This is a genomic window from Rheinheimera sp. (assembly GCF_030690345.1).
Taxonomy (GTDB): domain Bacteria; phylum Pseudomonadota; class Gammaproteobacteria; order Enterobacterales; family Alteromonadaceae; genus Alishewanella.
In genome coordinates, this window is record NZ_JAUYGV010000008.1 from 113017 (window position 1) to 137700 (window position 24684).

Annotated in this window: 23 protein-coding genes; 16 read left to right on the top strand and 7 right to left on the bottom strand. The window is 50.0% G+C overall.

Features of this window, described 5'->3' with window-relative positions; genetic code table 11:
- The first annotated feature begins 70 nt into the window (after positions 1-70).
- The 13 genes from leuS to lipA all read left to right on the top strand — a co-directional run bounded on the left by leuS (position 71) and on the right by lipA (position 12787).
- On the top strand, positions 71-2662 hold the full coding sequence (gene leuS / locus Q8O77_RS15515; RefSeq protein ID WP_305555172.1) for a leucine--tRNA ligase: 2592 nt from the start codon (positions 71-73) through the stop codon (positions 2660-2662).
- A 1-nt stretch (position 2663) separates the two neighbouring features.
- The gene (lptE, locus tag Q8O77_RS15520) at positions 2664-3143 is read left to right on the top strand and encodes an LPS assembly lipoprotein LptE (protein ID WP_305555175.1); all 480 of its coding nucleotides are present in this window, start codon (positions 2664-2666) and stop codon (positions 3141-3143) included.
- Between the two features lie 8 nt (positions 3144-3151).
- On the top strand, positions 3152-4198 hold the full coding sequence (holA, locus tag Q8O77_RS15525; protein WP_305555178.1) for a DNA polymerase III subunit delta: 1047 nt from the start codon (positions 3152-3154) through the stop codon (positions 4196-4198).
- Entirely contained in the window at positions 4191-4826 is a 636-nt protein-coding gene (gene nadD / locus Q8O77_RS15530; RefSeq protein ID WP_305555181.1) for a nicotinate-nucleotide adenylyltransferase, read from the top strand. The genes holA and nadD overlap by 8 nt, the downstream gene beginning before the upstream one ends.
- A gap of 62 nt (positions 4827-4888) precedes the next feature.
- Complete coding sequence (rsfS, locus tag Q8O77_RS15535) at positions 4889-5209, top strand: ribosome silencing factor (RefSeq protein WP_305555184.1); 321 nt, start codon at positions 4889-4891, stop codon at positions 5207-5209.
- Between the two features lie 6 nt (positions 5210-5215).
- Positions 5216-5686, top strand: a complete 471-nt coding sequence (gene rlmH, locus Q8O77_RS15540; protein WP_305555187.1) for a 23S rRNA (pseudouridine(1915)-N(3))-methyltransferase RlmH — start codon at positions 5216-5218, stop codon at positions 5684-5686.
- Between the two features lie 2 nt (positions 5687-5688).
- A complete protein-coding gene (gene mrdA, locus Q8O77_RS15545) occupies positions 5689-7557 on the top strand; it encodes a penicillin-binding protein 2 (RefSeq protein WP_305555190.1) in 1869 nt (622 codons plus the stop codon).
- Positions 7550-8668, top strand: a complete 1119-nt coding sequence (gene rodA, locus Q8O77_RS15550; protein ID WP_305555193.1) for a rod shape-determining protein RodA — start codon at positions 7550-7552, stop codon at positions 8666-8668. The genes mrdA and rodA overlap by 8 nt, the downstream gene beginning before the upstream one ends.
- Positions 8665-9477 carry a septal ring lytic transglycosylase RlpA family protein gene (locus Q8O77_RS15555; RefSeq protein ID WP_305555196.1) on the top strand — a complete coding sequence of 271 codons (813 nt, stop codon included), beginning with the start codon at positions 8665-8667 and terminating at the stop codon, positions 9475-9477. The genes rodA and Q8O77_RS15555 overlap by 4 nt, the downstream gene beginning before the upstream one ends.
- Positions 9478-9514: 37 nt before the next feature.
- Positions 9515-10678 carry a serine hydrolase gene (locus Q8O77_RS15560; protein WP_305555199.1) on the top strand — a complete coding sequence of 388 codons (1164 nt, stop codon included), beginning with the start codon at positions 9515-9517 and terminating at the stop codon, positions 10676-10678.
- A 112-nt stretch (positions 10679-10790) separates the two neighbouring features.
- A complete protein-coding gene (gene ybeD, locus Q8O77_RS15565; RefSeq protein WP_305555202.1) occupies positions 10791-11072 on the top strand; it encodes a DUF493 family protein YbeD in 282 nt (93 codons plus the stop codon).
- Between the two features lie 163 nt (positions 11073-11235).
- Positions 11236-11829, top strand: a complete 594-nt coding sequence (gene lipB / locus Q8O77_RS15570; RefSeq protein WP_371133512.1) for a lipoyl(octanoyl) transferase LipB — start codon at positions 11236-11238, stop codon at positions 11827-11829.
- Positions 11822-12787 carry a lipoyl synthase gene (gene lipA, locus Q8O77_RS15575; protein WP_305555208.1) on the top strand — a complete coding sequence of 322 codons (966 nt, stop codon included), beginning with the start codon at positions 11822-11824 and terminating at the stop codon, positions 12785-12787. The genes lipB and lipA overlap by 8 nt, the downstream gene beginning before the upstream one ends.
- Before the next feature lie 280 nt (positions 12788-13067).
- On the opposite strand, the gene Q8O77_RS15580 is transcribed toward lipA, so the two are convergent.
- The gene (locus Q8O77_RS15580) at positions 13068-13430 is read right to left on the bottom strand and encodes a hypothetical protein (RefSeq protein ID WP_305555211.1); all 363 of its coding nucleotides are present in this window, start codon (positions 13428-13430) and stop codon (positions 13068-13070) included.
- 569 nt (positions 13431-13999) lie between these two features.
- Between Q8O77_RS15580 and Q8O77_RS15585 the strand changes: the two genes are divergently transcribed.
- The 3 genes from Q8O77_RS15585 to Q8O77_RS15595 all read left to right on the top strand — a co-directional run bounded on the left by Q8O77_RS15585 (position 14000) and on the right by Q8O77_RS15595 (position 18473).
- Positions 14000-15448 (top strand): metallophosphoesterase, encoded by a 1449-nt coding sequence (locus Q8O77_RS15585; protein ID WP_305555214.1) that lies wholly within the window; start codon positions 14000-14002, stop codon positions 15446-15448.
- A gap of 2 nt (positions 15449-15450) precedes the next feature.
- Positions 15451-17793, top strand: a complete 2343-nt coding sequence (locus tag Q8O77_RS15590) for an ATP-binding protein (RefSeq protein ID WP_305555217.1) — start codon at positions 15451-15453, stop codon at positions 17791-17793.
- Positions 17794-18113: 320 nt separating this feature from the next.
- Positions 18114-18473, top strand: a complete 360-nt coding sequence (locus Q8O77_RS15595; protein WP_305555220.1) for a PilZ domain-containing protein — start codon at positions 18114-18116, stop codon at positions 18471-18473.
- Here Q8O77_RS15595 and Q8O77_RS15600 read toward each other — a convergent pair.
- The 6 genes from Q8O77_RS15600 to rbfA all read right to left on the bottom strand — a co-directional run bounded on the left by Q8O77_RS15600 (position 18470) and on the right by rbfA (position 24615).
- Positions 18470-19540, bottom strand: a complete 1071-nt coding sequence (locus tag Q8O77_RS15600; RefSeq protein WP_305555223.1) for a hypothetical protein — start codon at positions 19538-19540, stop codon at positions 18470-18472. The two genes, Q8O77_RS15595 and Q8O77_RS15600, sit on opposite strands and share 4 nt — an antisense overlap.
- A gap of 97 nt (positions 19541-19637) precedes the next feature.
- On the bottom strand, positions 19638-20546 hold the full coding sequence (gene nlpI / locus Q8O77_RS15605; RefSeq protein ID WP_305555226.1) for a lipoprotein NlpI: 909 nt from the start codon (positions 20544-20546) through the stop codon (positions 19638-19640).
- Positions 20527-22656, bottom strand: coding sequence for a polyribonucleotide nucleotidyltransferase (gene pnp / locus Q8O77_RS15610; RefSeq protein WP_305555229.1), 2130 nt, complete (start codon positions 22654-22656; stop codon positions 20527-20529). Before pnp ends, nlpI begins: the two co-directional genes overlap by 20 nt.
- A gap of 181 nt (positions 22657-22837) precedes the next feature.
- Positions 22838-23107 (bottom strand): 30S ribosomal protein S15, encoded by a 270-nt coding sequence (rpsO, locus tag Q8O77_RS15615; protein ID WP_173501911.1) that lies wholly within the window; start codon positions 23105-23107, stop codon positions 22838-22840.
- Between the two features lie 126 nt (positions 23108-23233).
- Positions 23234-24160: a tRNA pseudouridine(55) synthase TruB gene (gene truB, locus Q8O77_RS15620; protein WP_305555233.1), complete on the bottom strand. Its 927-nt coding sequence runs from the start codon at positions 24158-24160 to the stop codon at positions 23234-23236.
- A complete protein-coding gene (rbfA, locus tag Q8O77_RS15625) occupies positions 24160-24615 on the bottom strand; it encodes a 30S ribosome-binding factor RbfA (protein WP_305555236.1) in 456 nt (151 codons plus the stop codon). The genes truB and rbfA overlap by 1 nt, the downstream gene beginning before the upstream one ends.
- Positions 24616-24684: the final 69 nt, after the last annotated feature.

Below are 24684 nucleotides of genomic sequence, written 5' to 3' on the forward strand. Positions count from 1 at the left end.
TGCGGTATGCTATAGCCACTTTTTTGCTGCAGTTGCAGCAGCCGTACTAACCCCTTTTCGGAAGACCTGAATGCAAGAACAATACAACCCGCAGCAGATTGAAACTGCGCTGCAGCAGCAATGGGAACAAACCAACGCTTTTAAAGTGACAGAAGACGACAGCAAAGAAAAATTTTACTGCCTGTCAATGTTCCCTTATCCCAGCGGGCGCTTGCATATGGGCCATGTGCGTAACTACACCATAGGTGATGTAGTCAGCCGTTTTCAACGCATGCAGGGCAAAAACGTCATGCAACCCATGGGTTGGGATGCCTTCGGTTTACCGGCCGAAAACGCCGCCATTAATAACAAAACCGCGCCGGCGAAATGGACCTACGAAAACATCGATTACATGCGCAATCAGTTAAAACGGCTGGGTTTTGGCTACGACTGGAGCCGCGAAGTGGCGACCTGTAAGCCGGAATACTACAAGTGGGAACAATGGTTCTTCACCAAGCTGTACGAAAAAGGCCTGGTATACAAAAAAATGGCCACGGTAAACTGGGACCCGGTAGATCAGTGCGTACTGGCTAACGAGCAGGTTATCGACGGCCGTGGCTGGCGCTCCGGCGCTTTGGTAGAGCAGCGCGAGCTGGCGCAGTGGTTTATTAAAATTACCGCCTACGCCGAAGAGTTGCTGCAAGATCTGGATCAGTTAGACGGCTGGCCGGAACAAGTTAAAACCATGCAGAAAAACTGGATTGGCCGCTCTGAGGGCGTCGATATCCGTTTTGATATTGCTGATTCCAACCAAAGCTTAAGCGTGTACACCACCAGGCCCGATACATTGTACGGTGTTACCTATGTTGCCGTGGCAGCACAGCACCCGCTGGCGCAACAAGCGGCAGCTACTAACCCGGAGTTAGCGGCTTTTATTGAAGACTGTAAAGGCGGCAAAATGGCCGAAGCCGAGCTTGCCACTATGGAGAAAAAAGGCTGCGCCACCGGCATTTATGCCGTGCACCCGTTAACCGGCGCCAAAGTGCCGGTGTGGGTAGCCAACTTTGTCTTAATGGATTACGGCTCAGGCGCGGTAATGGCAGTACCTGGCCATGATCAGCGCGACTATGAATTTGCCACTAAATACAGCCTGCCAATTAAGCAAGTCGTGGCAGCTGCTGACGGCGCTGCGCAAGCCTGTGATTTAAGCCAGGCCGCCTACACCGAAAAAGGCCTGTTGGTTAACTCGGCAGAATTTGATGGCTTAGCTTTTGACCAGGCTTTCAGTGCCATTGCCGCCAAACTGGCGGGCATGGGCCGTGGTGAAGTAAAAGTAAATTACCGCCTGCGTGATTGGGGCGTATCACGCCAGCGTTACTGGGGTACACCTATTCCGATGCTGAACCTGGCTGATGGCAGCCAGGTTCCGGTACCGGAAGAGCAACTGCCGGTACGTCTGCCGGAAGATGTGGTAATGGATGGCGTAACCTCGCCGATCAAAGCCGACCCGAACTGGGCTAAAACCACCTACAACGGCGCTGAGGCTTTCCATGAAACCGACACCTTCGACACCTTTATGGAATCGAGCTGGTACTATGCGCGTTACTGCAGCCCGGATCATGACAAAGCCATGCTGGACCCGGCCAAAGCCAATTACTGGCTGCCGGTCGATCAGTATATCGGCGGTATTGAACACGCTATTTTGCACCTGCTGTATGCCCGTTTCTTCCACAAGCTGCTGCGCGATGTTGGCCTGGTAAGCAGTGATGAACCCTTTAAGCGTTTGTTGTGCCAGGGCATGGTATTGGCAGAAACCTTCTACCGTGACAGCGATAACGGCGGTAAACAATGGTTCTCACCGGCCGATGTTACTGTGGTACGGGATGAAAAAGGCCGTATTACCAGTGCGCTGTTAAACAGCGACGGCCAACCGGTTGTGGCCTCCGGCATGAGCAAGATGTCAAAATCAAAAAATAACGGCATCGATCCGCAAAAAGTAATCGATTTGTACGGTGCCGATACGGTACGGCTGTTTATGATGTTTACTGCGCCACCGGAGCAAACGCTGGAGTGGTCAGACTCAGCGGTAGAGGGCGCGCATCGCTTTATTAAGCGTATTTATACCCTGGTCAGCGATTTTGCCGGCAGCGGTAATGTTGGTCAGCTGGATATCAGCGCGCTGAATAACGAGCAAAAAACCCTGCGCCGCGAGCTGCATAAAACCATTGCCAAGGTATCCGACGATATTGGCCGGCGTTACACCTTTAACACTGCTATTGCCGCCATTATGGAGCTGAGCAATAAACTGCAAAAAGCCAGCCTGGCAACAGAGCTGGACCGTGCAGTGATGCAAGAAGCCATACTGGCGTTGCTGCAAATGCTGAACCCTATTACACCGCATGTCGCGCAATACCTGTGGGCACAGTTGGGCCAACACAGTGGCATTGAGCAAACAGCCTGGCCACAGGCTGACGCTGCCGCCATGGTAGAGGACGAAAAGCTGGTGGTAGTGCAGGTAAACGGCAAGGTACGCGGCAAAGTAACCGTCGCGGCCGACGCGACTGAAGCTACGGTACTGGCAATGGCGAAAACCGATGACAACGTTAGCCGCCATTTAGACGGCGTCAGCGTACGTAAAGTGATTTACGTGCCAGGCAAACTGCTGAACCTGGTGGTGGGCTGATATGGCACGCCTTAGCCTGGTGTTTGCCCTGCTAAGCAGCCTGCTGCTTGGCAGCTGCGGCTTTCATCTGCGCGGCGATTTGCCGCTGAGCCACTTTCCGGCCATGTATATTCAAAGCGAGCGCCACTCTGAACTGGCGGCATTGCTCAGCTCGCGCTTAGAATACAACAAAGTTGAGCTGCTGGGCAGCTATCAGCAGTCAGCGCCAATGCTGCAGCTGGTCAGCGATACGCTGGAGCGGCGCACGCTGTCGTTGTTTCCCAACGGCCAGGTAGCAGAATATGAGCTGATCTACAAAGTACGCTATGCTCTGACCATGCCGGACGGCGAACCGCAGCCGTATGAATTTGAGCTGTTCCGCGATTATCAGGACGACCCTAATCAGGCATTGGCCAAAGCGAAAGAGCTGGAGTTGATGCTGGGCGAGCTGCGCCAACAAGCCGCTAACCGTATTATGCGCCAGCTGTCGCGGCTGCACTGAGCCTGCTGATGCAAAAACTGTACGCCAACCAGCTGGAGCAACACTTAGCCGGGCCATTGGCGCCCTGTTACCTGCTGTTTGGCGAAGAGCCGCTGCAAAAACTCGAAGCCATTGACGCAATTCGCGCCGCCGCAAAACAACATGGCTATGCCGAGCGCATCAGTTTAACCGCCGATGCGCAGTTTGATTGGAACGAACTGAGTAACGAGCTGCAGGCCATGTCGCTGTTTGCCGAGCGCCGGCTGATTGAGCTGGAGCTGGCGCAGCAAAAACTGACTCCGGCCGCCGCAGAGCAACTCAAAGCCCTGCCGCAACAGCTGCACCAGGATATTATTTTACTGATCCACGGTGAGCGCAGCCACAGCGACGTCAGCAAGCTGGCGTGGTTTAAACAACTGCAAAGCCAGGCGGTGCAAATTCCGGTGTACGCGCTGGACGAGCGCCAGAGCCAGCAATGGCTGCGTGAGCGTGCCAAACGCTTACAACTGCAACTAAGCAGCGATGCGCTGGCGCTGCTGCAACAACATTGCGCCGGTAATTTGCTGGCCGCACGGCAAGAGCTGGAAAAGCTGGCATTAAGTAACCTGGCCCAACCGCTGGATGCGGCGGCTTTAAGCCAGTTTCTTGCCGATCACTCCAGCTTCAGTGTGTTTCAACTGGCCGATGCCTTATTAAGCGGCCATGCCGATGAAGCGCTGCACCGCTTGCAGCGCTTATGCCAGCAAGATGTGGAACCGGTGATTATTGCCTGGCAGCTGCAAAAGGAAGTGCTGCAACTGCGCCAGTTGCAACAGGCACAGCAGCAACACAACCTGAGTGACAGCTTTAAAAGTCTGGCTATCTGGCCCAAACGCCAACCGCTGTATCAAACGGCACTCAAACGTTTATCGCTGAACTGGCTGGATTATCTGCTGCAAGAGCTGGCGGCCTTTGACCGGCTGTACAAAAGCGGCCGGCTGAACAACAGCGAGGTAGCACTGGCACATTTAGTAACCTTATTTATCAAGCCGGTACCCAAGGCCTATTCGTTGCAGCAACAGGCGCTGTATGACTAAGCACATCGGCATTTTGGGCGGCACCTTTAACCCGGTACATAACGGCCATATTGCCAGCGCCCGCTTTGTGCAGCAGCACTGCGCACTGGATGAGGTACGGCTGATGCCGTGCCAATTGCCACCGCACCGTGCTACGCCGGGCGTTAGCGGCGAGCAACGTGCCGCTATGGTGCAACTGGCCATAGCCGCTTACCCGCAGCTTAAGTTGGAGCGGCTGGAGCTGAATAAAACCGGGCCATCTTACACTATCGACAGTCTGCGGCTGCTTCGCGAACGTGAACCGCACAACCGCCTGTACTTTATTATCGGCATGGACTCTTTGTGCTACTTTTGCAGCTGGAAAGACTGGCAAAGCATCTTGCAGTACGCCCACCTGCTGGTGTGCCAACGCCCCGGTTACAGTGCAGAGCAAGGCGATGCCCCGGCCTTGCTGCAACACTACGGCGCCGCCAATTTAGCCGCCTTGCAGCAGGCTAACAGCGGGCGTATTCTGCTGCTGAGCAACCCGGTGATCAATTTAAGTGCCAGCGGCATAAGGCAGCAGCTGCAACAAGGCCAGGCTTGTAGCAATACTTTAGATCCGGCAGTATTGAACTATATTCAAAGCCAACAACTCTATCAGGCGTGAGTGCTATCACCGCACGCAAACTATGCTAAAATGCCGCTTTTTTCAAGCGCAGAGGAATCAGGGTGCAAACAACCGAGCTGGTAAGTTTTATTCAGGACAAAATTGACGACATGAAAGGCCGCGATATCGTGACCTTAGACGTGCGTGGTAAATCCAGTGTTACTGAATTTATGATAGTGTGCTCAGGCACCTCTAATCGTCACACCAAATCTATTGCCGACTATGTTGCGGCCGAAGCAAAAAAAGCCGGCATTGCTGCGCTGGGCATTGAAGGCCAGGCATCAGGCGAGTGGGTATTGCTGGATTTAGACGACGTTGTCGTACATGTGATGCTCGAAGACAGTCGTAATTTTTATCAGTTGGAAAAACTCTGGAGCGCTTAATACAGTATGAAGTTAATACTGATTGCTGTGGGCAGTAAAATGCCCGGCTGGGTACAAAGCGGTTATGACGAATATGCGCGGCGCTTTCCGCGTGATTTGGCGCTGGAGCTGATTGAAATCCCGGCCGGTAAACGTGGTAAAAATGCCGATATCAAACGCATTTTAGAGCAGGAAGGCGAGAAAATGCTGGCTGCCGTGCCACGTGGCAGCAAAATTGTTACCCTGGAAGTCACCGGCGACAACTGGAGCAGCCCTGCTCTGGCCGGCAAACTGACCGACTGGCAACGCGACGGCCGCGATGTTTGTTTGTTGGTCGGCGGCCCGGAAGGTTTAGCCCCGGCTTGCATTGCCGCCAGCGAGGCAAAATGGTCGTTGTCGGCGCTTACCCTGCCGCACCCGTTAGTGCGGGTGGTGTTAGCCGAAAGCCTGTACCGCGCCTGGAGTATCTGTACTAATCATCCGTACCATCGCGAGTAAAGATGTTAAAAAGACGCGTCACCATACAGGATTTCGCCGCTGAAGCCAGGCTGTTTAACAGCCGGGCCATCGTCGCCATGCTGTTTGTTGTGGTGCTGTTTAGCGTTATTGTGTTTAACCAGTATAAGTTGCAGGTAGTGTTGCATCAGGACTACCAAACCCGCTCGGAAGGTAACCGTATTAAGGTCGTGCCGCTGGCACCAAATCGCGGCCTGATTTTTGACCGCAGCGGCATTTTACTGGCTGAAAACCGCCCGGTGTTTTCACTGGAACTGATACCGGAACAAATCAGTGATATGACGGCCACCCTGGCCGGCTTGGCAGAGTTGATTGAACTTAGTCCCGAGCAGCAAGACGCCTTCCTGAAACAGGTTAAAGCGCAGCGCCGTTTTAACAGCATAGCGTTAAAAGAGCAGCTAAATGACACTGAGGTAGCAGTGCTGGCCGTTAACCAACACCGTTTTCCCGGCGTAACGGTAGAAGCGCGTTTAAGCCGGCACTACCCGTTTGGTGATTTATTTACCCATGCAATTGGCTACATCGGCAAAATTAATACCCGCGAACTGCAACAATTGGAAGCCGACGGTGAGGCCGCTAACTACGCCGCCAGCCGCGACATCGGTAAAATAGGCCTCGAGCGTTACTATCAACGTGAACTGCACGGCACCATGGGTTACCAGGAAGTTGAAGTAAACAACCGTGGCCGCTTAATCCGCGTGCTGCGTTCGGTGCCCGCCGTATCAGGCCGCAATATTCATTTAGGCCTTGATGTTGGCCTGCAACTGACCGCGCAGCAAATACTGCAGCATCAGCGCGGTGCTATAGTGGCGATAGACCCACGCGACGGCGCTGTATTGGCGTTTTACAGCAACCCGGGCTACGACCCTAACCTGTTTGTGCATGGCATCAGCTCTGCCAACTATAACGAATTACTCAACTCACGCGACCGTCCGCTAATCAATCGCGTTACCCAAGGCACTTATCCGCCGGCCTCAACTATCAAACCACATTTAGCCCTGCTGGGGCTGGAAACCAATACCATTACCCCCGCCACCAAAATATGGGACCCGGGCTATTTTATGCTGCCCAACAGCGATCACCGCTTTCGCGACCACCTGCGCTGGGGCCATGGCTGGGTAGACATTTATATGGCAGTGATGAAAAGCTGTGATACGTTTTTTTACGAGATGGGCGTTAAGCTGGGTATTGACCGTATATCCGACTACATGAGCAAAATGGGCTTTGGCGAAAAAACCGGCATCGATATCCAGGAGGAAAGCAGCGGCATTATGCCGTCACGTGGCTGGAAACGTGCAAGGCACAATCAACCCTGGTACCCGGGCGATACCGTACCGCTCAGCATCGGCCAAAGCTACTGGACCACCACCCCGTTGCAACTGACCGTTGCTACCGCCGTGGTATTAAATAAAGGCTTGTTGCCAACGCCACACCTGGTAACGGCGTTTAGCGATGAAACCGGCACCTCGCCGGTTGAGCCGGCACTGACCCGCACCATAGAGGTAGTGGATGAACGCAACTGGGATGTGGTAATGGACACCATGCACCGCACGGTGCGGGACCTTGGCGGCACCGCGCACCGCGCCTTTCTCGGTACTGATTACCAGGCCGGCGGTAAAACCGGTACCGCTCAGCTGGCTGCTATTGCACAAGGCGCAGAGTACGACGCTGAAACCATTGATGAGCGGCTGCGCGATAACGCCATGTATATTGGTTATGCCCCTTATGACAAACCCAGTATTGTGATCACTATCGCGCTGGAAAATGCCGGTGGCGGTGGTGCCAACGCCGCCCCTATGGCGCGGCAAATACTGGATTACTATTTTGCTGCCGGAGTAAACCGCGATGAATGATCAGTTTACCGGTAACGCCCGCCACAGCCGGCTGGCGATGTTCCATATCGATACCCCGCTGCTGCTGGGTTTACTGGCACTTATCGGCTTTGGCCTGATGGTGCTGTACAGTGCCTCCGGGCAAAATATTGCCATGATGAAAGGCCAGTTAGTGCGCCTGGGCGTAGCCCTGGCCGTAATGATTATCTTTGCCCAGATTAAACCGCAAACCCTCAGGCGCTGGTCGCTGCCATTATTTATTGCCGGTCTGGGTTTGTTGGTGGCCGTGTTAATGGTGGGCCATGTCGGTAAAGGTGCCCAGCGCTGGCTGGATTTAGGCTTTATGAAATTTCAACCGTCGGAAATTATGAAATTGGCGGTACCGATGGCAGTAGCCTGGTTTATTGCCTCACACAGTTTACCGCCGAGGTTGTGGCATTTGGTGGCCGGATTTCTAATGTGTGCCGTCCCTACCGTACTGATTTCGCAACAACCAGACTTGGGTACCTCTATTCTAATTGCCACAGCCGGGGTGTTTGTGTTGTTTTTATCCGGTATGAGCTGGCGTCTTATTGCCTTTGTTGCCGGCCTGGTGTCGGCCTTTTTGCCGATACTGTGGTTGTTTTTAATGCGCGACTATCAACGCCAGCGCGTGCTGACCTTCTTAAACCCGGAGAGCGATCCGCTGGGCTCCGGTTACCATATTATTCAGTCGAAAATTGCTATCGGCTCCGGTGGAGTGGAAGGTAAAGGCTATTTGCACGGCACTCAGTCGCAACTGGAGTTTCTGCCCGAGCGCCACACCGACTTTATCTTTGCCGTACTGAGCGAAGAATTAGGCTTAATGGGTGTGCTGCTGCTGTTGGGGTTATATCTGTTTATTATCAGCCGCTGCCTGCTGATCGCCAGCCGCGCTCAGGACAATTACGGTAAACTGGTTGCCGGCAGCTTTACCCTGACGTTCTTTGTTTATGTATTTGTTAATATCGGCATGGTGTCGGGCTTATTGCCGGTGGTCGGTGTGCCGTTGCCACTGGTCAGTTTTGGCGGCACCTCTATGGTGACATTAATGGCGGCCTTTGGCGTGATTATGTCGGTGGGTACTCATAAACGGATGTTGGCAGCACCATGATAAAACAGCTTATTTTGCTTGTAACCACGATAATACTGGGCACCGCTTGCAGCAGCCGGCCCGGGGAAAGCGTCCCTAATGCCGGTCGTTACAGCCAGGCCAAAGACAGTATTCCGCAACGCCAGCCAACCCTGTTGGAAATGACGGATCCGGTGCCGCAGGCAGAACCGTTAAGCCGCGGCGGCAACAAACCTTACAGTTTATTTGGTGCCAACTATACGCCGCTGGTGCAGGCTACCGAGCATCGTGAAGCCGGTATAGCGTCGTGGTATGGCAATAAATTCCATGGCCATCTGACGTCTAACGGTGAAACTTACAATATGTTTGCCATGACAGCGGCGCATAAAACCCTGCCACTGCCGTCTTATGTTAAAGTAACCAACCTGGACAACAACAAAACCGCCATAGTGCGGGTAAATGATCGCGGCCCGTTTCACCGCGACCGTATTATTGATTTGTCTTATTCGGCCGCCAGCAAGCTGGGCATGCTGCAGCAGGGTACAGCCAGAGTTCAGCTGGAGTTGCTACAATCGCCGGCGATGTGGGCGCAAACCGACAGGCAAACCGGCACAGCAGAGCAGTGTTTTATCCAGGTGCTGGCCAGTTCAGACAGTAACCGGTTAAATCAGTTACAGCAGCAAATTTTGCAGCCGCAAGCCCTGCCCAGCGAAATCAAACCCGGTAGCGGAATTTTTCGCTTGTTGGTCGGTCCTACTGCAAGTAAACAACAAGCGCAGCAATGGCTGCAGCAGTTAAAAGCCGGAGCATTTCCGGATGCATATTTCTTTGATAGCCGTCAGTGCAGCTGACACCTAATTAAACATAACGATTAAAAGAACAGGTCTCATGAATAGTTATTGTCATATTTTCGCCGTCGCCGCCGTATCCATTGCCAGTGCCGGGCTCAGTTTATCCGCTGTGGCGCAAAGCGTGGTGCCGCAAGCGCCGGAAGTTGCCGCCAAAGGCCATATTCTTATCGACTTTGATACCGGTAAGGTATTGGCAGAGAACAATGCCGATATGTCATTGGCACCGGCCAGTTTAACCAAGATGATGACCAGCTATGTGATTGGCACTGAACTGAAAAGCGGCAATATTACCAACGAAGATATGGTAACCATCAGCGAAAAAGCCTGGGCGAGAAACTTCCCGGGCTCATCCTTAATGTTTATTGAAGTGGGCACTAAGGTGTCGGTGGCTGACTTAAATAAAGGCATTATTATTCAGTCCGGTAACGACGCCTGCGTTGCCATGGCCGAGCATATTGCCGGCAGCGAAAGCGCCTTTGTTGATTTAATGAATGCCCATGCCCAGCGCTTGGGCATGACCAGCAGCCGTTTTGGTAACAGCCACGGCCTGCCAAGTGCAGAAAACTACTCCACACCACGCGATATGGCGATCCTGGCCGCGGCGTTAATTCGTGATGTGCCGGAAGAGTACGCGCTGTACGCCGAAAAAGAATTCACTTACAACAATATCAAGCAATACAACCGCAACTCTCTACTGTGGGATCGCAGCCTGGAAGTAGACGGTATTAAAACAGGCCATACCGACGAAGCCGGCTTCAGCCTGATCACCTCTGCCACCCGCGATGGTATGCGACTGGTATCAGTGGTTATGGGCACCAGCAGTGAACGTGCGCGCCAGACTGAAAACAAAAAACTGTTAACCTACGGCTTTCGTTTCTTTGAAACCTTTACGCCATACCAGGCCGGCGATAAATTTGCCGAACAACGTATTTGGCAAGGTGACAAAGAGAATATTCAGCTGGGTATTTTGCAATCGGTGCAGGTAACGATTCCGCGCGGCCAACGCAAAGACTTACAAGCCGATTTCACCTTGGATCAGCAGCTGTTAGCCCCCATATCTAAAGGCCAGCAGGTTGGCAGCATTTATTTAAAGCTAAACGGTGAAGATATTGCGACTTATCCGCTGGTAGCGTTGGAAGACGTAGCCGAAGGCGGTTTCTTCAGCCGGATGATAGATTACGTTAAAATGCAGTTTAATTAATCAGCACTGCCGCTAGCTTTAACTTACTAAGTCCCGGCATTGGCCGGGACTTTTTGTTACAATTAAGCCAATTTAGCAAAGCAACAGCTCACAGTGTGATAGCGAGACAAAGATGGCACATGAAGTAAAGAACACCAAGTTCGATGAATATCTGGAATTTCCCTGCCAGTTCAGCTTTAAAGTACTGGGTCTGGCGGACGACGCCCTGGTCGATCAGGTAATGAACGTAGTACGCCTTCATACTGAAGCCGGCGACTACAGCCCGGCGGTAAAACCGAGCAGCAAAGGTAATTACCATTCGGTGTCGGTCAGCGTTACCGTTACCAGCAAGCAACATATTGAGCTGCTGTACACCGAGCTTGGCAAAATTGAGCTGGTACGTTACGTACTCTGAGGTAGTACCACCAGCTTAGCCATTCGTATTCAGTGTATAAGGCGGTATAATGCACAGCGTTTCAGACCAGGACAGCCAACAAGCGCCGGCCATAGCAGCCCTTAGCCGGCATTTGCTGATAAGAGAGCTGGGCACGCAGGATTACACCACTGTATGGCACGCCATGCAGCAGTTTACCGACCAGCGCGACGCTAACACGCCGGATCAACTCTGGTTGCTGGAGCACCATTCGGTATTTACTCAGGGGCAGGCAGGCAAAGAAGAGCATTTGCTGTTTCCGGGCGATATTCCGGTGGTAAAAGTCGACCGCGGTGGTCAGGTAACCTACCATGGCCCAGGCCAGTTGATGGTGTACGTACTGCTCGATTTAAAGCGCCGCAACATGGGTGTGCGCCAACTGGTAACACTGCTGGAACAGGTATTAATTCAGCTGCTGACGCCTTATGGCATTAATGCCTACGCCAAAGCTGATGCCCCGGGCGTCTACGTAGATGAGGGCAAAATTGCCTCTTTGGGGCTGCGGGTACGCAAAGGCTGCTCCTTCCATGGCCTGGCACTGAATGTCGATATGGACTTAAGCCCGTTTTCACGCATTAACCCCTGTGGTTATGCCGGTATGCAAATGCTCCAATGTAAAGATTTAGGCGGCCCGCAAACCATTGCCGAGGCCAAACAACGAATAGTGCAGTGTTTTTCGCAGCAACTGAATGTAGCAACACTGCAGCACACTACAGGGTTAGATTGGCAAAATGACTAAAACTGCACGTATGGAACCGGGCGTTAAACTGCGCGACGCTGATAAAATGGCCTTGATCCCGATTAAGGTGCTGCCCACTGAGCGTGACGAAATGCTGCGTAAGCCCGACTGGCTGAAGATCAAACTGCCGAAAAGCTCAGAGCGTATCGATCAGATCAAAGGTGCCCTGCGCAAGCACGGCCTGCATTCGGTATGCGAAGAAGCCGCCTGCCCTAACCTGACGGAATGTTTTAACCACGGCACCGCCACCTTTATGATTCTGGGCGCCATTTGCACCCGGCGTTGCCCGTTTTGTGATGTGGCCCACGGCCGGCCGTTGCCGCCAAGTGCCGAAGAGCCGGAAAAACTGGCATTAACCATTCGCGACATGAAGTTAAAGTATGTGGTGATCACCTCTGTTGACCGCGATGACTTACGTGACGGCGGCGCGCAGCATTTCGCCGATTGTATCCGCGAAATTCGCCAACATAACCCCAGCATTAAAATTGAAGTGCTGGTGCCGGACTTCCGTGGCCGCATGGATACCGCGCTGGATATTTTAACCCAGACACCACCGGACGTGTTTAACCACAATCTGGAAACGGCGCCAAGGCTATACAAACTGGCACGGCCGGGCGCCGACTACAAATGGTCGCTGCAGTTGTTACAACGCTACAAAGCAGCGCACCCGGAAGTGGCCACTAAGTCCGGCTTAATGGTTGGCTTGGGTGAAACCACTGAAGAGCTTATCGAGGTATTAAAAGACCTGCGCGCCCATGACGTGGATATGCTGACCGTAGGCCAGTACCTGCAACCGAGTAAGCATCACTTGCCGGTAAAACGTTATATGCCACCGGCCGAGTTTGACGAGATTAAACGCATTGCCTACGAGCTGGGCTTTAAACACGTCGCCAGCGGCCCGTTCGTGCGCTCCAGCTACCACGCCGACCGCCAGGCCGCCGGTGAAGATATTAGTTAGCAGCGACTTACAACGTTAAATAGTACTCTACGAGGCTATTTTGTATTGCCACCTCGTAACAATAGCGGGACAGCTTAATGAGGGGATTTCAGGGATCAAGGAATTCCCCTCAAACAATCGTTACTGGCGGGTTGATTGGTTCGGTGCACTCCTTCTATACATTCAAAACCAACCTTCTAGGCTAATTTAGTGCAAGAATAGCGCAGCTATCTTTGATAACAAGACTCCACCAAACCTTTTGTTCCAATATTAAAAGTGAAGTGGAGCTCTTCAGCAATGGCTAAATCAAGGGGGTAACTGCCGATTTATTCCTGTTGTATTTGCTGCTTGGGCTATGCACTGAGTTTTCTGCATCGTCTACTTGTTTGATCAATATACAGATTTTGTCAAACTCATTGTCATACTCTTTCTGAGTTTTAAATGTTTTTCTCAACGTCAAAGGGAACAAATTAGGCAGTCGAAGAAATATAGTTCCGCCTTGAGAACCATAACTACCTGCAGGCGTTGGAAGACTTGACTCACCAGTGTAGACAATGTGTTGTATATTTTTCTCTGAATCAACAGCTAATAGCATATGACCTGATTTCTGATTGTATGTTAGTTCAAGGTAATCAAAATATTGAACTTCGCTTTGGATATCCATGTATCGTGTCCTTGTTGTAGACTTTAGGATTCATACGCCTAGTTTAACGTACCTAAACACAATACTACATGCCAGGCATGCCTTTGTACCTGTAAATGTAATTTGCTACTACTTTCCGTAAGTGCGGTCTTTACCCTTTTCATCAAACCACGGCACTTTAACCGGCTGTACTTCAAAGCGTTACACGTAGACAGAAAACTGTAGCAACGTCAGCCAATCCCGCTCCAGAGTAGACTCAAACATCGCCTTGCCCTCAGCCTTAGAATTGGCAGCAACGCCAGTCACATTGCGATAGTTTTTAGGGATATTACGGATTGGCATTAATAGTCCTAAATAAAAAATTCAACGTTCCGTATATTTATTAGGCAAAAAAAGAGTGACAAGACAACTCATTGATTATATAAAAAAGGCACAAACAAAGCTCAGAATGTATGAGCAAAAAATATATCCTACCAACCAGTGGGTAGAGTGCTCCTTCATTTGAAATTTTTCGTTGCAACGCACTTGTTAAGCCGTCGTACAAAAAGTATGAGCCTTTATTATCTTATATACTTGAATAGGTTAGCGCTATGGCAACAACAATAATGCATATTTCAGATTTGCATAGAGACTCTGAAAGCCAAGTGACAACTAAAACACTGCTCTCATCACTTCACAGAGACTTTAGCCGATATACCCAAAACGAGGGAATTCCTAAACCTGATTTAGCTGTTGTTAGTGGCGATATTGTCTATGGTGTTAAAAGCACTGATCCCGATGGCGCTCAAAAACTTGAGGCACAATATAACGAAGCGTTTGAAACGCTTGTTGGCCTTGCTGACCGTTTTTTTGAGGGGGACAGAGAACGAGTTATCATCGTACCAGGCAACCATGACGTCAGTATGCTTCACGTGGACCAGTCCCTCCAAAAAATGGAAATTCCTTCAGATGTAGAGAAGAAAAAACTACTCGCAAGACAACTCAATGGACCAGCTTCCATCTACAGATTTAACCTTGAAGATTTTGCACTGTTAAAAATAGAGAACACCGAGCTTTATGAGCAGCGATTAGAACCTTATTCTAAATTCTACGAACGTTTTTACAATGGGAAGCGCAAGTTCTCGATGAATCCAGAGCATCAGTTCGCAGTTCATGATTTCCCTTCTTTAGGTGTATGTATTGTTGGGCTATCTAGTTGCCATGAGAACGATTTATACAACCGTACCGGACAAATCCATGTAGAAGCTATAACACAAGCCATGGACTCAGTCGTGCCATGTGCTAAGAGCGGACGACTAATCATCAGTGCTTGGCATCACAGTATTCAGGGAGGACCTAAAGATACTGATTACATAGACTCAGGATTCCTTCGTCACCTTATGGACAGCAACTGCTCTATCGGTTTGCATGGCCATCAGCATCGACCACAATTACTGGAACACAGATTCTCAGCAGATAGCCAGCGCAAGATCTCGATAATCAGCGCAGGAACTCTGTGTGGTGGTCCGCATTCGTTGCCAACGGGGAGAATGAGAGCCTATAACCTCATAGTGCTTGATTTAGAATTGAGTATTGGCACTATCCATGTGAGAACAATGAATAATGATGATTTCAGCTCTCCCATTTGGGATAAAGGTCATGTTACTGAATTCGGAGGCAGCTCGATGAAATTCGACCTTATCAAACCAGAAGTTCCAAAAGTCACACCAATTGAACTAGCAGAACAAGCTGACCGATTACTGCGAGAAGGGAAGGCGCAAGAGGCATATGATACTGTTCGTGATCACACATCTGACTTATGGGTCAGAAAGGTGGCATTAGATGCTCTTGTTGAACTGAGGGATTGGAAAACTCTTATATCTTTATTGCCACCACCCAACTCTGTATCAGACTTCTTATTGTTATGCGAAGCCTATGAGGAAACGCACAATTGGAACGAACTGCGTTCACTTGTGGAGTCAGAATTCGTTCAATCTAGTCAGGAACTTGCTGTACAGCAAAAAGTAGAGATGTGTAAAGCAAAGCTGAGGGGAAAATAACAGTGTCAACAACTAATATCGCTTTCCAAGTGGAAACAGACCGCATGCTTGAGATTCTATCCAAGCAAATCTACGACTCCCCTTATGCCATGGTTAGAGAGAATGTACAAAATAGTTATGATGCGATCTTGATGCGAGCGAAAGCGGAAGGCAACGACATAAGCACATACAAAATTGAAGTCAAAGTCGAACCTGGGGCAATTACAATAATTGACAATGGGATTGGCATGTCCGAGTCAATATTGAAAGAGAATTTTTGGAAAGCTGGGTCTTCAGGTAAAAATACTGAAGCAGCGCGAGCTGCTGGGGTGATAGGTACATTTGGCATTGGCGCAATGGCAAACTTTGGCGTCTGCACTAGTCTTTCTGTTACTACTAGGGAACTCAGCAACAAAGTCGGATTCCGGACAATGGCTGAAAAAATCAACCTAAGGATTGGACAAGACTGTATTAGTTTCGAAGTATTAGATGAGTCAACTCCAGTAGGCACTACCGTTTTCGCCAAACTTGAAGCTAATTCAAATCTTGATCTCACCGGACTTAAAAACTATTTAAGTCAATTTGTTCAATTTTTGCCAGTTCCTGTATTAATTAATAATGAGCTTATAAGTTGTAAAGATTTAAAAATTGCTACAGGTATCGATGGATGGCCTCTCATAGCATCAATGCCAATTAACATAGATGGATTAACGTTCGAAATGCACGCCTATGTCCAAGGTAATAGTAGTGTTGGTGTGATTTGTAATAATTTCCATCGTAACAATGTACCGATGAGGGCTTCAATCCATCTTCGCAATGGTACAGGCTCTATTATGGGACTTCGCTCAAGCTTTGGTCTTGCACCTCTACCCGTTGCTACTGTGTATCAATTAGGTGGATTTGCAGATCTACCATTTCTAATTCCAACAGCAGGTCGTGAGGCGTTAACTAGAGACTCCATCGCTGAGGCGTCAAAAATTTTTCCACATATCGAGCTGCATCTGACAACCATTCTGGCAAACCACCCGATAGCTGATTCTCTTACTGCATTTCAACAATACTTAGTAAATCATCGGAAGACGAATTTGGGAGGACGAGTAAAAATACAAGTGCAGGATAATGAAGAACAAATTGAAATGGGTAAGCTGAAAGAGCATTTCGCTGCTCAGCAAGCTCAATTTTATGACGGCACAGATCCTAACTTGATCAGGATGTTTTCTAGTTCAGAAAACCCTCTACTTAGAGTTAGCCAAAACCAGCCTCGTCGAGAGCTTCAAAAGCGTTACCTGCAAAATATCTTAGCCATTCCTAGCATACCTAATCACGCAACTATTATTCGCAAATACGAACCGACCGAAATTAGTCGATCAGAGGCAAGCTTGACATTCATGCTGATCAGAGTGCTTAGAAATGACTATTTACTTGATGATATCGAGATTATTTGGGCAGAGATTACTCATGGAGTCTTCATCCTTACTCAGATGGTGAGCGACAAAGTAACAATCACTCTGTCCAGACAATGGCCTGCAATTAAAGCCATTCTAAAACATTTAGATACCTCATTCGACCTACTAGAGAGTTTCACTAAAGATCTTGTTAGGGTACATATTTATCAACATATTCAATCTTTCGTCCCAAGCTCACAGCGCGCAGGCCTCGACGCGCTCCAACGTGCGTTGGAGCGGAAACGTGAACTTTTTCGTTTAGAGCGTGATGATAACGGTGATATTGAACCTCTAATTACTGGTTATCTAAATGGAGAATTAGAAATCGACCAAGTGCTGACAGCATCTACAACAAAAGTTTCGGTGCAGAGCCAACAGGTAAACGAGAGACAGGTTGGTACAGTTGAAAAGGTACTGCCTGATGTCGTAAATGATCTAGTGCAGGAATCACCGACACCACATGTCAGTGCACCAGTAGCTGGGGCTCCAATTCTTCGATTTGATACTAGTATTGAAGAACGTTTGTTAACCACAGATCAAGACATACCATATCTCAACAATTACCGGATGTTCCTTGCACTCTCAGACCGGATATTTCAACAGGAGTTAGATTTCTTCAAGTGGCCTCATTCAACACAAGTTGCTTGGGCTGGTCGCAGGATTGTCTATTTGTTCTCTGGAGCCAATACAGGCGTAAGTCTATATTACGACATTGAGCTAAGAGGTTTGCGTAATGCTGGCGATGCCAGTGGTACAGCTTTAGCTACGACAACCATAGTTGCAAGTAACCGGATTCTAGTTCCTGTTCCTGCAGCGCTAATAAACTGTTTTAAAGTGTCAGAAGAACCTGTCGAATTTTATGTCCGTTTTGACATTCTTTTGAGTCAAGACATCGTAGGTAAAACAGCTCTTGATACATAGGCGCGATACTTGTCGTCGTATATATGACGGCTTACGCACATAAGCCGAAATGTTAAGATCGGAACAACAAAGCAAATGCTCAATACGTATTTATCTAACAGATACAAATTATCAATGTACTTTTCGCTAGCCGAATTCCTCAGTAGCAATTAGCAGTGTAGAATAACGCCAGGAAGGCTGAATCTAATACAAATTAGCATTGTGATTCACAGATATTAGCTAACATACAATGCTGCGCCGGAATTACGCCGGTGCAGCATAAGCGTGCTTTTCTTTCACCGGAAAACCGCTATGCTTCATACAGTAACGCGGGGGAAGCGATGGAACACAGACGATTTAGCCGGGTGAGCTTTAAAGGCAAGGCACATCTTGATATTGGTGGCCACAGCTGCCAGACAGAAGTACTGGATTTATCCTTAAAAGGCGCATTGATCCGCAAACCGGACGATTGGCCGCGCAGTTTGCCAAAACAGATGTTATTGCGTATTCAGTTAAACGATTTTCCGCTGGAGCTGGAAATGCAGGTTAGCGTAGCCCATACCTCAGACAAGGTAGTAGGCTTGCACTGTGAACGTATTGATATTGAAAGCGTGTCGCACCTGCGCCGTTTATTAGAGCTTAACCTGGGCGATGCTGATGTGCTGGGCCGCGAGTTAGCCGAGCTGAGCGACAGCGATTAACCTTTTGTGCCGTCCAGCGCTTGCTGCGCATCGGCGTACCCCCATTCTGATGCCTGCTGCATAAAATGCTGCCACTGCGGCCAGTTTTGTTGTTGCCGGGCTAAATAAGCAAAATAGTACTGTACCGGCATCAGCTGCTCTGGTTGCGCCAGAATACGCTGTGCCAGCTGAAAATACAGCTGCGGCAACGCCAGCTCGTACGAGCGCATCAGGTTGTTTTGCGCAATAACACGGTATGCCGGCTGTTGCAGCGCGGCACAGGTACGCACCGGCGTTAGCGCGATATCCTGCGCCTGCAGTTGCCAATACGCCAGATAAGCGCGGCTGTCTGCCGTTAACAACAGATTAGGGTAGTGTTTGCCCGGCTGACACACTTGTGTTGCCGCCTCAACAGATAACTGATATTCATCAATAAAACCGAGAATATGCATAAATTCATGCCGCAGCAGTGCCAGCCCGGCGTTATCCGGCAATTGTAAAATACCGTTGTTATAACTGGCTTTACCACGACCGGCAATAACCACCAGCTGACTGAAATCGCCGCCGCTTACCTCGTCTGCCAACACTTCATAACGACAATGCACCAGGCTGTTGCTGTGCTCGGAGCATGCCAGTTCAGTACTGTTAACCGTACGCAGCGGTAAAAAGCATACCGGCAATTGCGACAATTGTTTATCGGCCTGCCATTGCTGTAACAGCTGTTGCCAGGTATCCAGCCCTGCTTGTTGGCTGGCCACCGGCTGTAAGGTCAAACGACAGCCTTGTGCGTGTTCAAAGCCCGCTACAGTGGCCTTATTACCCTGCCACAGGCCAAGCTCAGAGCGTATGTTGGGCGTGAGCGCTTGTGCTGTCAGCGTGCCGCTGTCGAGCTGCTGCTGTAGCCATTGTGCTGTGGCCAGCCTGCCCTGTTGCCGTTGCTGCAACTGCAGGGCGTGCTGCAGGGCACTGTTGTCCCCCAGCAATGCGGCCTGACGCAACCAACGCAGCGCAGCGTCATACTCTTCACTGGCCAGCCGCCGGGCAGCCAAACGCACGGCAGCTGCCGGGTCGGTTTGCGCTTGTTGCATTAGTTCTGTTTCAGCAGGTTGTTTCTGGCAGGCGGTCAGTAATATAAAAGCAAAAAAGCCGGTTAACCGGCTTTTCAAAATTGCGACACGAACCAGGTTAAGGCTCATCGTAGGCATCAATTTGTTGTACTTCGCCACGTAAGCGCGCCATTTCTAACCGCGCGTAACGGTGCTCAACAAACTCATACACATTGGTAGCCAGCACTTGCTTGTAGTAGCTCAGTGCCTGTTCCGGTTGTTGTTGGCTTTCATGCCATTTCGCCAGATAAAAATACACTTCGCATAAGCGCTCAGCTAACAGCTGGGGGCCGGATAAGTCATCTAACACCGAGTCGAGCAAAGCTTGCTCACTGATTTCACCCAGTAAAAACCGTACTATATTGCCAGACCACTCGGCCTTGTCCAATATCAGCGCATGTTGCGCCAGTTGCTGCTGCGCTTGCTCTGCAGACAGCTCACTTTGCGCCAGATACAACCAGATCACGCGGTAAGCATCGGTCGGTTTTAACGCCAGAAAGCGTTCAAAATCACCGACAGCTAATTCTGTTTTACCGGCATAATACAGTGCTATACCACGGTTTAAATAAGCAAACTCGTGTTCAGGTGCTAATTCCAAAGCGGAATCAAAGGCTTCATAGGCTTGATCAAAATCGCCGCTAACCGTATGGTGAATACCGACAAAATTGTAGGCGTCCGCCATGTCCGGTTTTAACCGCAGCGCTCTTAAAAAATCCAGCCGCGCCAAAGAGCGCAGGCCAACACTGTCGTACATTACGCCGCGATCGTAAAACAGCTGAGCAGATTGCTCTTCTGATAATTCGGCGCGATGCAGTATTTCACTTAATCTGGCTATGGCCAGTTCAGTACGGTAAGACACCGCCAGTGGCTCCGGGATAAGCCAGCCGGCAGTAGACGCCGGCTGTGAAGCACAGCCAGCGGTTAACGCTACCAGTAGCGCCAAAGGCGCTACCCGGAACAACAGCCTATCAGGCATTTTCTTCAGCATTAGCAGACTCAGTAGCAGGTTTAGCGTTGGCTTCCTTGATACTTAAACGCACGCGGCCTTGCTTGTCAACTTCCAGTACCTTGACCGATACTTTCTGACCTAAAGTCAGGTGCTCAGATACGTTATTCACGCGCTCATCAGAGATTTGTGAAATGTGTACCAGGCCATCTTTACCAGGCAGTACGTTAACAAAGGCACCGAAGTCAACAATACGCACGACTTCGCCTTCATAAATGGCACCCACTTCAATCTCGGCTGTGATGGCGTTGATCTTGTCGATAGCGATTTGTGCGGCTTTTGCAGTGGTAGCGGCAATTTTAATGCTGCCGTCATCTTCCAGCTCGATAGTCGTACCGGATTCTTCAGTGATCTGACGAATAACAGCACCACCTTTACCGATTACTTCACGGATTTTCTCCGGGTTAATCTTCATGGTGTAAATACGCGGTGCGTACTCAGACATCTCTTCGCGGTGACCACTGATCGCCTGGTCCATTACGTTCAGGATGTGCAAACGGGCCGCTTTAGCTTGCTTAAGCGCAATTTGCATAATTTCTTTAGTAATACCGTCGATCTTAATGTCCATTTGCAGTGCCGTAATACCGTCGGTAGTACCGGCTACTTTAAAGTCCATATCACCTAAGTGATCTTCATCACCTAAGATGTCAGACAATACAACAAAGTCGTCGCCTTCTTTTACCAGACCCATGGCAATACCGGCCACTGAGGCTTTAATAGGTACGCCGGCGTCCATCAGGGCTAAAGAAGAACCACATACTGATGCCATAGAGCTTGAACCGTTAGATTCAGTGATTTCTGACACTATACGTACAGTGTACGGGAAGTCATTGAAATCAGGCATTACCGCTAATACACCGCGCTTGGCTAAACGGCCGTGGCCGATTTCGCGACGCTTAGGTGAACCCACCATGCCGGTTTCACCGACACAGTACGGCGGGAAGTTGTAGTGCAGCATAAAGGTATCGGTTTTAGCACTTAACAAATCGTCGATGTTTTGTGCATCACGCGCCGTACCTAAAGTTGCTGTTACCAAAGCCTGAGTTTCACCGCGGGTAAACAGCGCTGAACCGTGGGTACGTGGCAACACGCCGGTCATTACGCTTAAACCACGGATCATTTCCGGGTCACGGCCGTCGATACGCGGCTCACCTTTAGTGATACGACCACGTACGACTTTAGATTCCAACTCATGGAAAATCTCGCCCACTTCGTTTTTGTTCAGCTCTTCGCCTTCGGCCAGCTCAGCAGTCAGTTTTTCTACCAACGCCGCTTTAATCTCGCCGATACGCTCATAGCGCTTGGCTTTTTCAGTGATCTGATAAGCTTCGCCCAGTTGCGCACGCGCCAGGCTGTCAATTTTTTCAATTAACGGCTCGTTCTTAGCAGGTGCCTGCCAGTTCCACTTTGGCTTAGCGCCTTCAGCAGCAAATTCGTTGATGGCATTGATGGCAGTTTGCATTTGCTCATGGCCATACATTACTGCGCCCAGCATCACGTCTTCAGACAGAATACCGGCTTCAGATTCAACCATTAATACCGCACCGGCAGTACCGGCTACCACTAAGTCCAGCTTAGAGCTTTTCAGCTCGTCTTCTGACGGGTTCAGTACGTACTGGTTATTGATGTAACCCACACGGGCAGCACCAATAGGGCCGGCAAACGGAATGCCTGACAATGCCAACGCAGCAGAAGTACCGATTAACGCTACGATATCCGGCTGAATTTCCGGCTGTACTGACACCACAGTGGCAATAACCTGTACTTCATTGTTGAAGCCTTCAGGGAACAGCGGGCGAATTGGCCGGTCGATTAAACGTGACGTTAAGGTTTCGCCTTCTGACGGGCGACCTTCACGCTTAAAGAAACCGCCGGGGATACGGCCGGCAGCGTACATTTTTTCTTGATAATTTACCGTTAACGGGAAGAAATCCTGGCCTGGTTTGGCTTCTTTCTTGCCCACTACCGTTACTAAAACTGATGTATCACCCAGGCTGGCCAGCACTGCGGCATCTGCCTGACGGGCGATAACGCCGGTTTCTAAGGTAAAAGTATGTTGGCCGAACGGGAATGATTTTACGATGGGAGTCACGTGTTTGTTTCCTTTACTTTATCGCCTGATTGCGATGTCATTTTTGTCGTTTAATTCTTGCGTAGTATACTCTGTAACCAAAGCACAAAGATAGTTCAGTCAATGGTAAACTTTAGTGAAAAAATAGTCTGTCAGCTAAATTAAAAAAAGGGGCTAAAAGCCCCTTTTTTACTCAAACCGATTAACGGCGTAAGCCTAAACGCTCAATCAGTGTAGCGTAACGGCTCTGGTCTTTACCTTTCAGGTAATCCAGTAACTTACGACGCTGGCTAACCATACGCAGCAGACCACGACGTGAGTGGAAGTCATGCTTATGCTGGGCGAAGTGGCCCTGCAGGTGGTTAATAGAAGCAGTTAACAGAGCTACCTGAACTTCCGGTGAGCCTGTGTCGTCTTGCTTAACAGCAAAGTCGGCAACGATTTTTGCTTTATCAGCAGCGCTTAAAGACATATTTAACTCCAAATGTGAGTGAACTAAGTAAGGGAATCGCCGATCACTCATCCAGCAGACCCCAAAAAATCCGCCGTATAATAGCATTTTACTGCTTTTTTACAAGGCGTTTCTGCTACACCACTCTTAGGGTAATGCGGCAGTATTTAATAAACGCCGCGAACTCAACACGCCTTGTTCAACCTGGCCAATGCCAAAGAAGCTATCGTCCGGGCCATGCAGTTTTATTGCGGCAATATCTGCCAGCGCAACCTGGCAACTCTGGCCATGTTGCAAGCGGTGTTGCTCTTGCGCTGTCAACTGCAGCTTAGCCATAGTAACAATACCGGCGTCCAGCGGCAGCAGCAACGTATCCATGGCAGAGAAATCTTTGCTTTGATGGCACAGCTCTGCCAGGGCATCGAGTTGAACCGGAGTAATCATCTGCTCAGCATGAAACGGGCCCACCTGGGTGCGATGCAAGGCACCAACATGAGCACCACAGCCCAGCGCTTCGCCAAGGTCATCTATCAGAGTGCGGATATAAGTGCCCTTAGAGCAGTGCACAATAAAATCGGCTGTGTTGCCGCTGAATTTCAGCAGCTCAAAGCGAAAAATACTGATTGGCCTGGCTTCGCGCGGTACGGTAATACCCTGGCGGGCATAGCGATATAACGGCTGGCCCTGGTACTTCAACGCGGAAAACATCGTTGGCACCTGCAAAATATCGCCGCGAAACGTCGTTAAAGCCTGCTCCAGATCCGCCTGACTGAACTGTACCGGCTTTTCACTGATGACTTCGCCTTCAACATCGCTGGTGCTGGTACGAATACCAAAGTTAGCCGTGACCAGATAGGTTTTATCGGTATCAAGTAAAAACTGGCTGAACTTGGTGGCTTCACCAAAACAGATTGGCAGCAAGCCAGATGCCATTGGATCCAGCGCGCCGGTATGGCCGGCTTTTTGCGCCTGAAACAGCCAGCGCACGCGCTGTAAAATACCGTTGCTGCTAACTTCCAGTGGCTTATCTAACAACAAAATGCCGTTAACGGCACGGGCATTTTTCCGCGCCATTAGTTTGCCGGCTCGTCGCTGCTGCTGTCGGTAGTGTCTGTGTTGTCGGCCGCATCAGCCACATCATCCAAAGCCTGGCCCGACTGCAGCCGGCGACGGTCATCTTCCGCCCGTGCAGTGCTAACCAAAGTAGCCATACGAATACCTTCGTTTAATGACTCATCAAAGGCAAAGCGGATATGCGGCACTATACGCGCCTGAATACGTTTACCTATAAGGCTGCGCACAAAACCGGAGGCGTCGTTAAGGATCTTAAGGTTATCTTCAACCTTATCATCGGCAAGACCTAAAAAGGTGACGAACACTTTGGCATGCGACAGATCGCGCGATACTTCCACGTCTGACACCGTGATCATACTGTGCAGCCGCGGATCTTTAATTTCGCGTTGCAGGATCACCGCCATTTCTTTTTTCATTTGCTGCGACAGTCTGTCGACGCGCGAGAACTCTTTCATTGCTATATTTCCATTGTCTGCAACAGACAAAACAGGGGCCCAAGGCCCCTGTTTTATTGCTGCGTTGCC

Excerpts from the sequence above, each read along its gene's own strand:
- Q8O77_RS15600 (WP_305555223.1), bottom strand. The coding sequence starts at position 19,540 with ATGCAACAAGCGCAAACCGACCCGGCAGCTGCCGTGCGTTTGGCTGCC.
- Q8O77_RS15560 (WP_305555199.1), top strand. The coding sequence starts at position 9,515 with ATGAATAGTTATTGTCATATTTTCGCCGTCGCCGCCGTATCCATTGCC.
- Q8O77_RS15585 (WP_305555214.1), top strand. The coding sequence starts at position 14,000 with ATGGCAACAACAATAATGCATATTTCAGATTTGCATAGAGACTCTGAA.
- rodA (WP_305555193.1), top strand. The coding sequence starts at position 7,550 with ATGAATGATCAGTTTACCGGTAACGCCCGCCACAGCCGGCTGGCGATG.
- holA (WP_305555178.1), top strand. The coding sequence starts at position 3,152 with ATGCAAAAACTGTACGCCAACCAGCTGGAGCAACACTTAGCCGGGCCA.
- Q8O77_RS15580 (WP_305555211.1), bottom strand. The coding sequence starts at position 13,430 with ATGGATATCCAAAGCGAAGTTCAATATTTTGATTACCTTGAACTAACA.
- truB (WP_305555233.1), bottom strand. The coding sequence starts at position 24,160 with ATGGCGCGGAAAAATGCCCGTGCCGTTAACGGCATTTTGTTGTTAGAT.
- nadD (WP_305555181.1), top strand. The coding sequence starts at position 4,191 with ATGACTAAGCACATCGGCATTTTGGGCGGCACCTTTAACCCGGTACAT.
- mrdA (WP_305555190.1), top strand. The coding sequence starts at position 5,689 with ATGTTAAAAAGACGCGTCACCATACAGGATTTCGCCGCTGAAGCCAGG.
- rpsO (WP_173501911.1), bottom strand. The coding sequence starts at position 23,107 with ATGTCTTTAAGCGCTGCTGATAAAGCAAAAATCGTTGCCGACTTTGCT.
- Q8O77_RS15595 (WP_305555220.1), top strand. The coding sequence starts at position 18,114 with ATGGAACACAGACGATTTAGCCGGGTGAGCTTTAAAGGCAAGGCACAT.
- leuS (WP_305555172.1), top strand. The coding sequence starts at position 71 with ATGCAAGAACAATACAACCCGCAGCAGATTGAAACTGCGCTGCAGCAG.
- lptE (WP_305555175.1), top strand. The coding sequence starts at position 2,664 with ATGGCACGCCTTAGCCTGGTGTTTGCCCTGCTAAGCAGCCTGCTGCTT.
- Q8O77_RS15555 (WP_305555196.1), top strand. The coding sequence starts at position 8,665 with ATGATAAAACAGCTTATTTTGCTTGTAACCACGATAATACTGGGCACC.
- lipB (WP_371133512.1), top strand. The coding sequence starts at position 11,236 with ATGCAGCAGTTTACCGACCAGCGCGACGCTAACACGCCGGATCAACTC.
- rlmH (WP_305555187.1), top strand. The coding sequence starts at position 5,216 with ATGAAGTTAATACTGATTGCTGTGGGCAGTAAAATGCCCGGCTGGGTA.
- nlpI (WP_305555226.1), bottom strand. The coding sequence starts at position 20,546 with ATGCTGAAGAAAATGCCTGATAGGCTGTTGTTCCGGGTAGCGCCTTTG.
- ybeD (WP_305555202.1), top strand. The coding sequence starts at position 10,791 with ATGGCACATGAAGTAAAGAACACCAAGTTCGATGAATATCTGGAATTT.
- lipA (WP_305555208.1), top strand. The coding sequence starts at position 11,822 with ATGACTAAAACTGCACGTATGGAACCGGGCGTTAAACTGCGCGACGCT.
- rbfA (WP_305555236.1), bottom strand. The coding sequence starts at position 24,615 with ATGAAAGAGTTCTCGCGCGTCGACAGACTGTCGCAGCAAATGAAAAAA.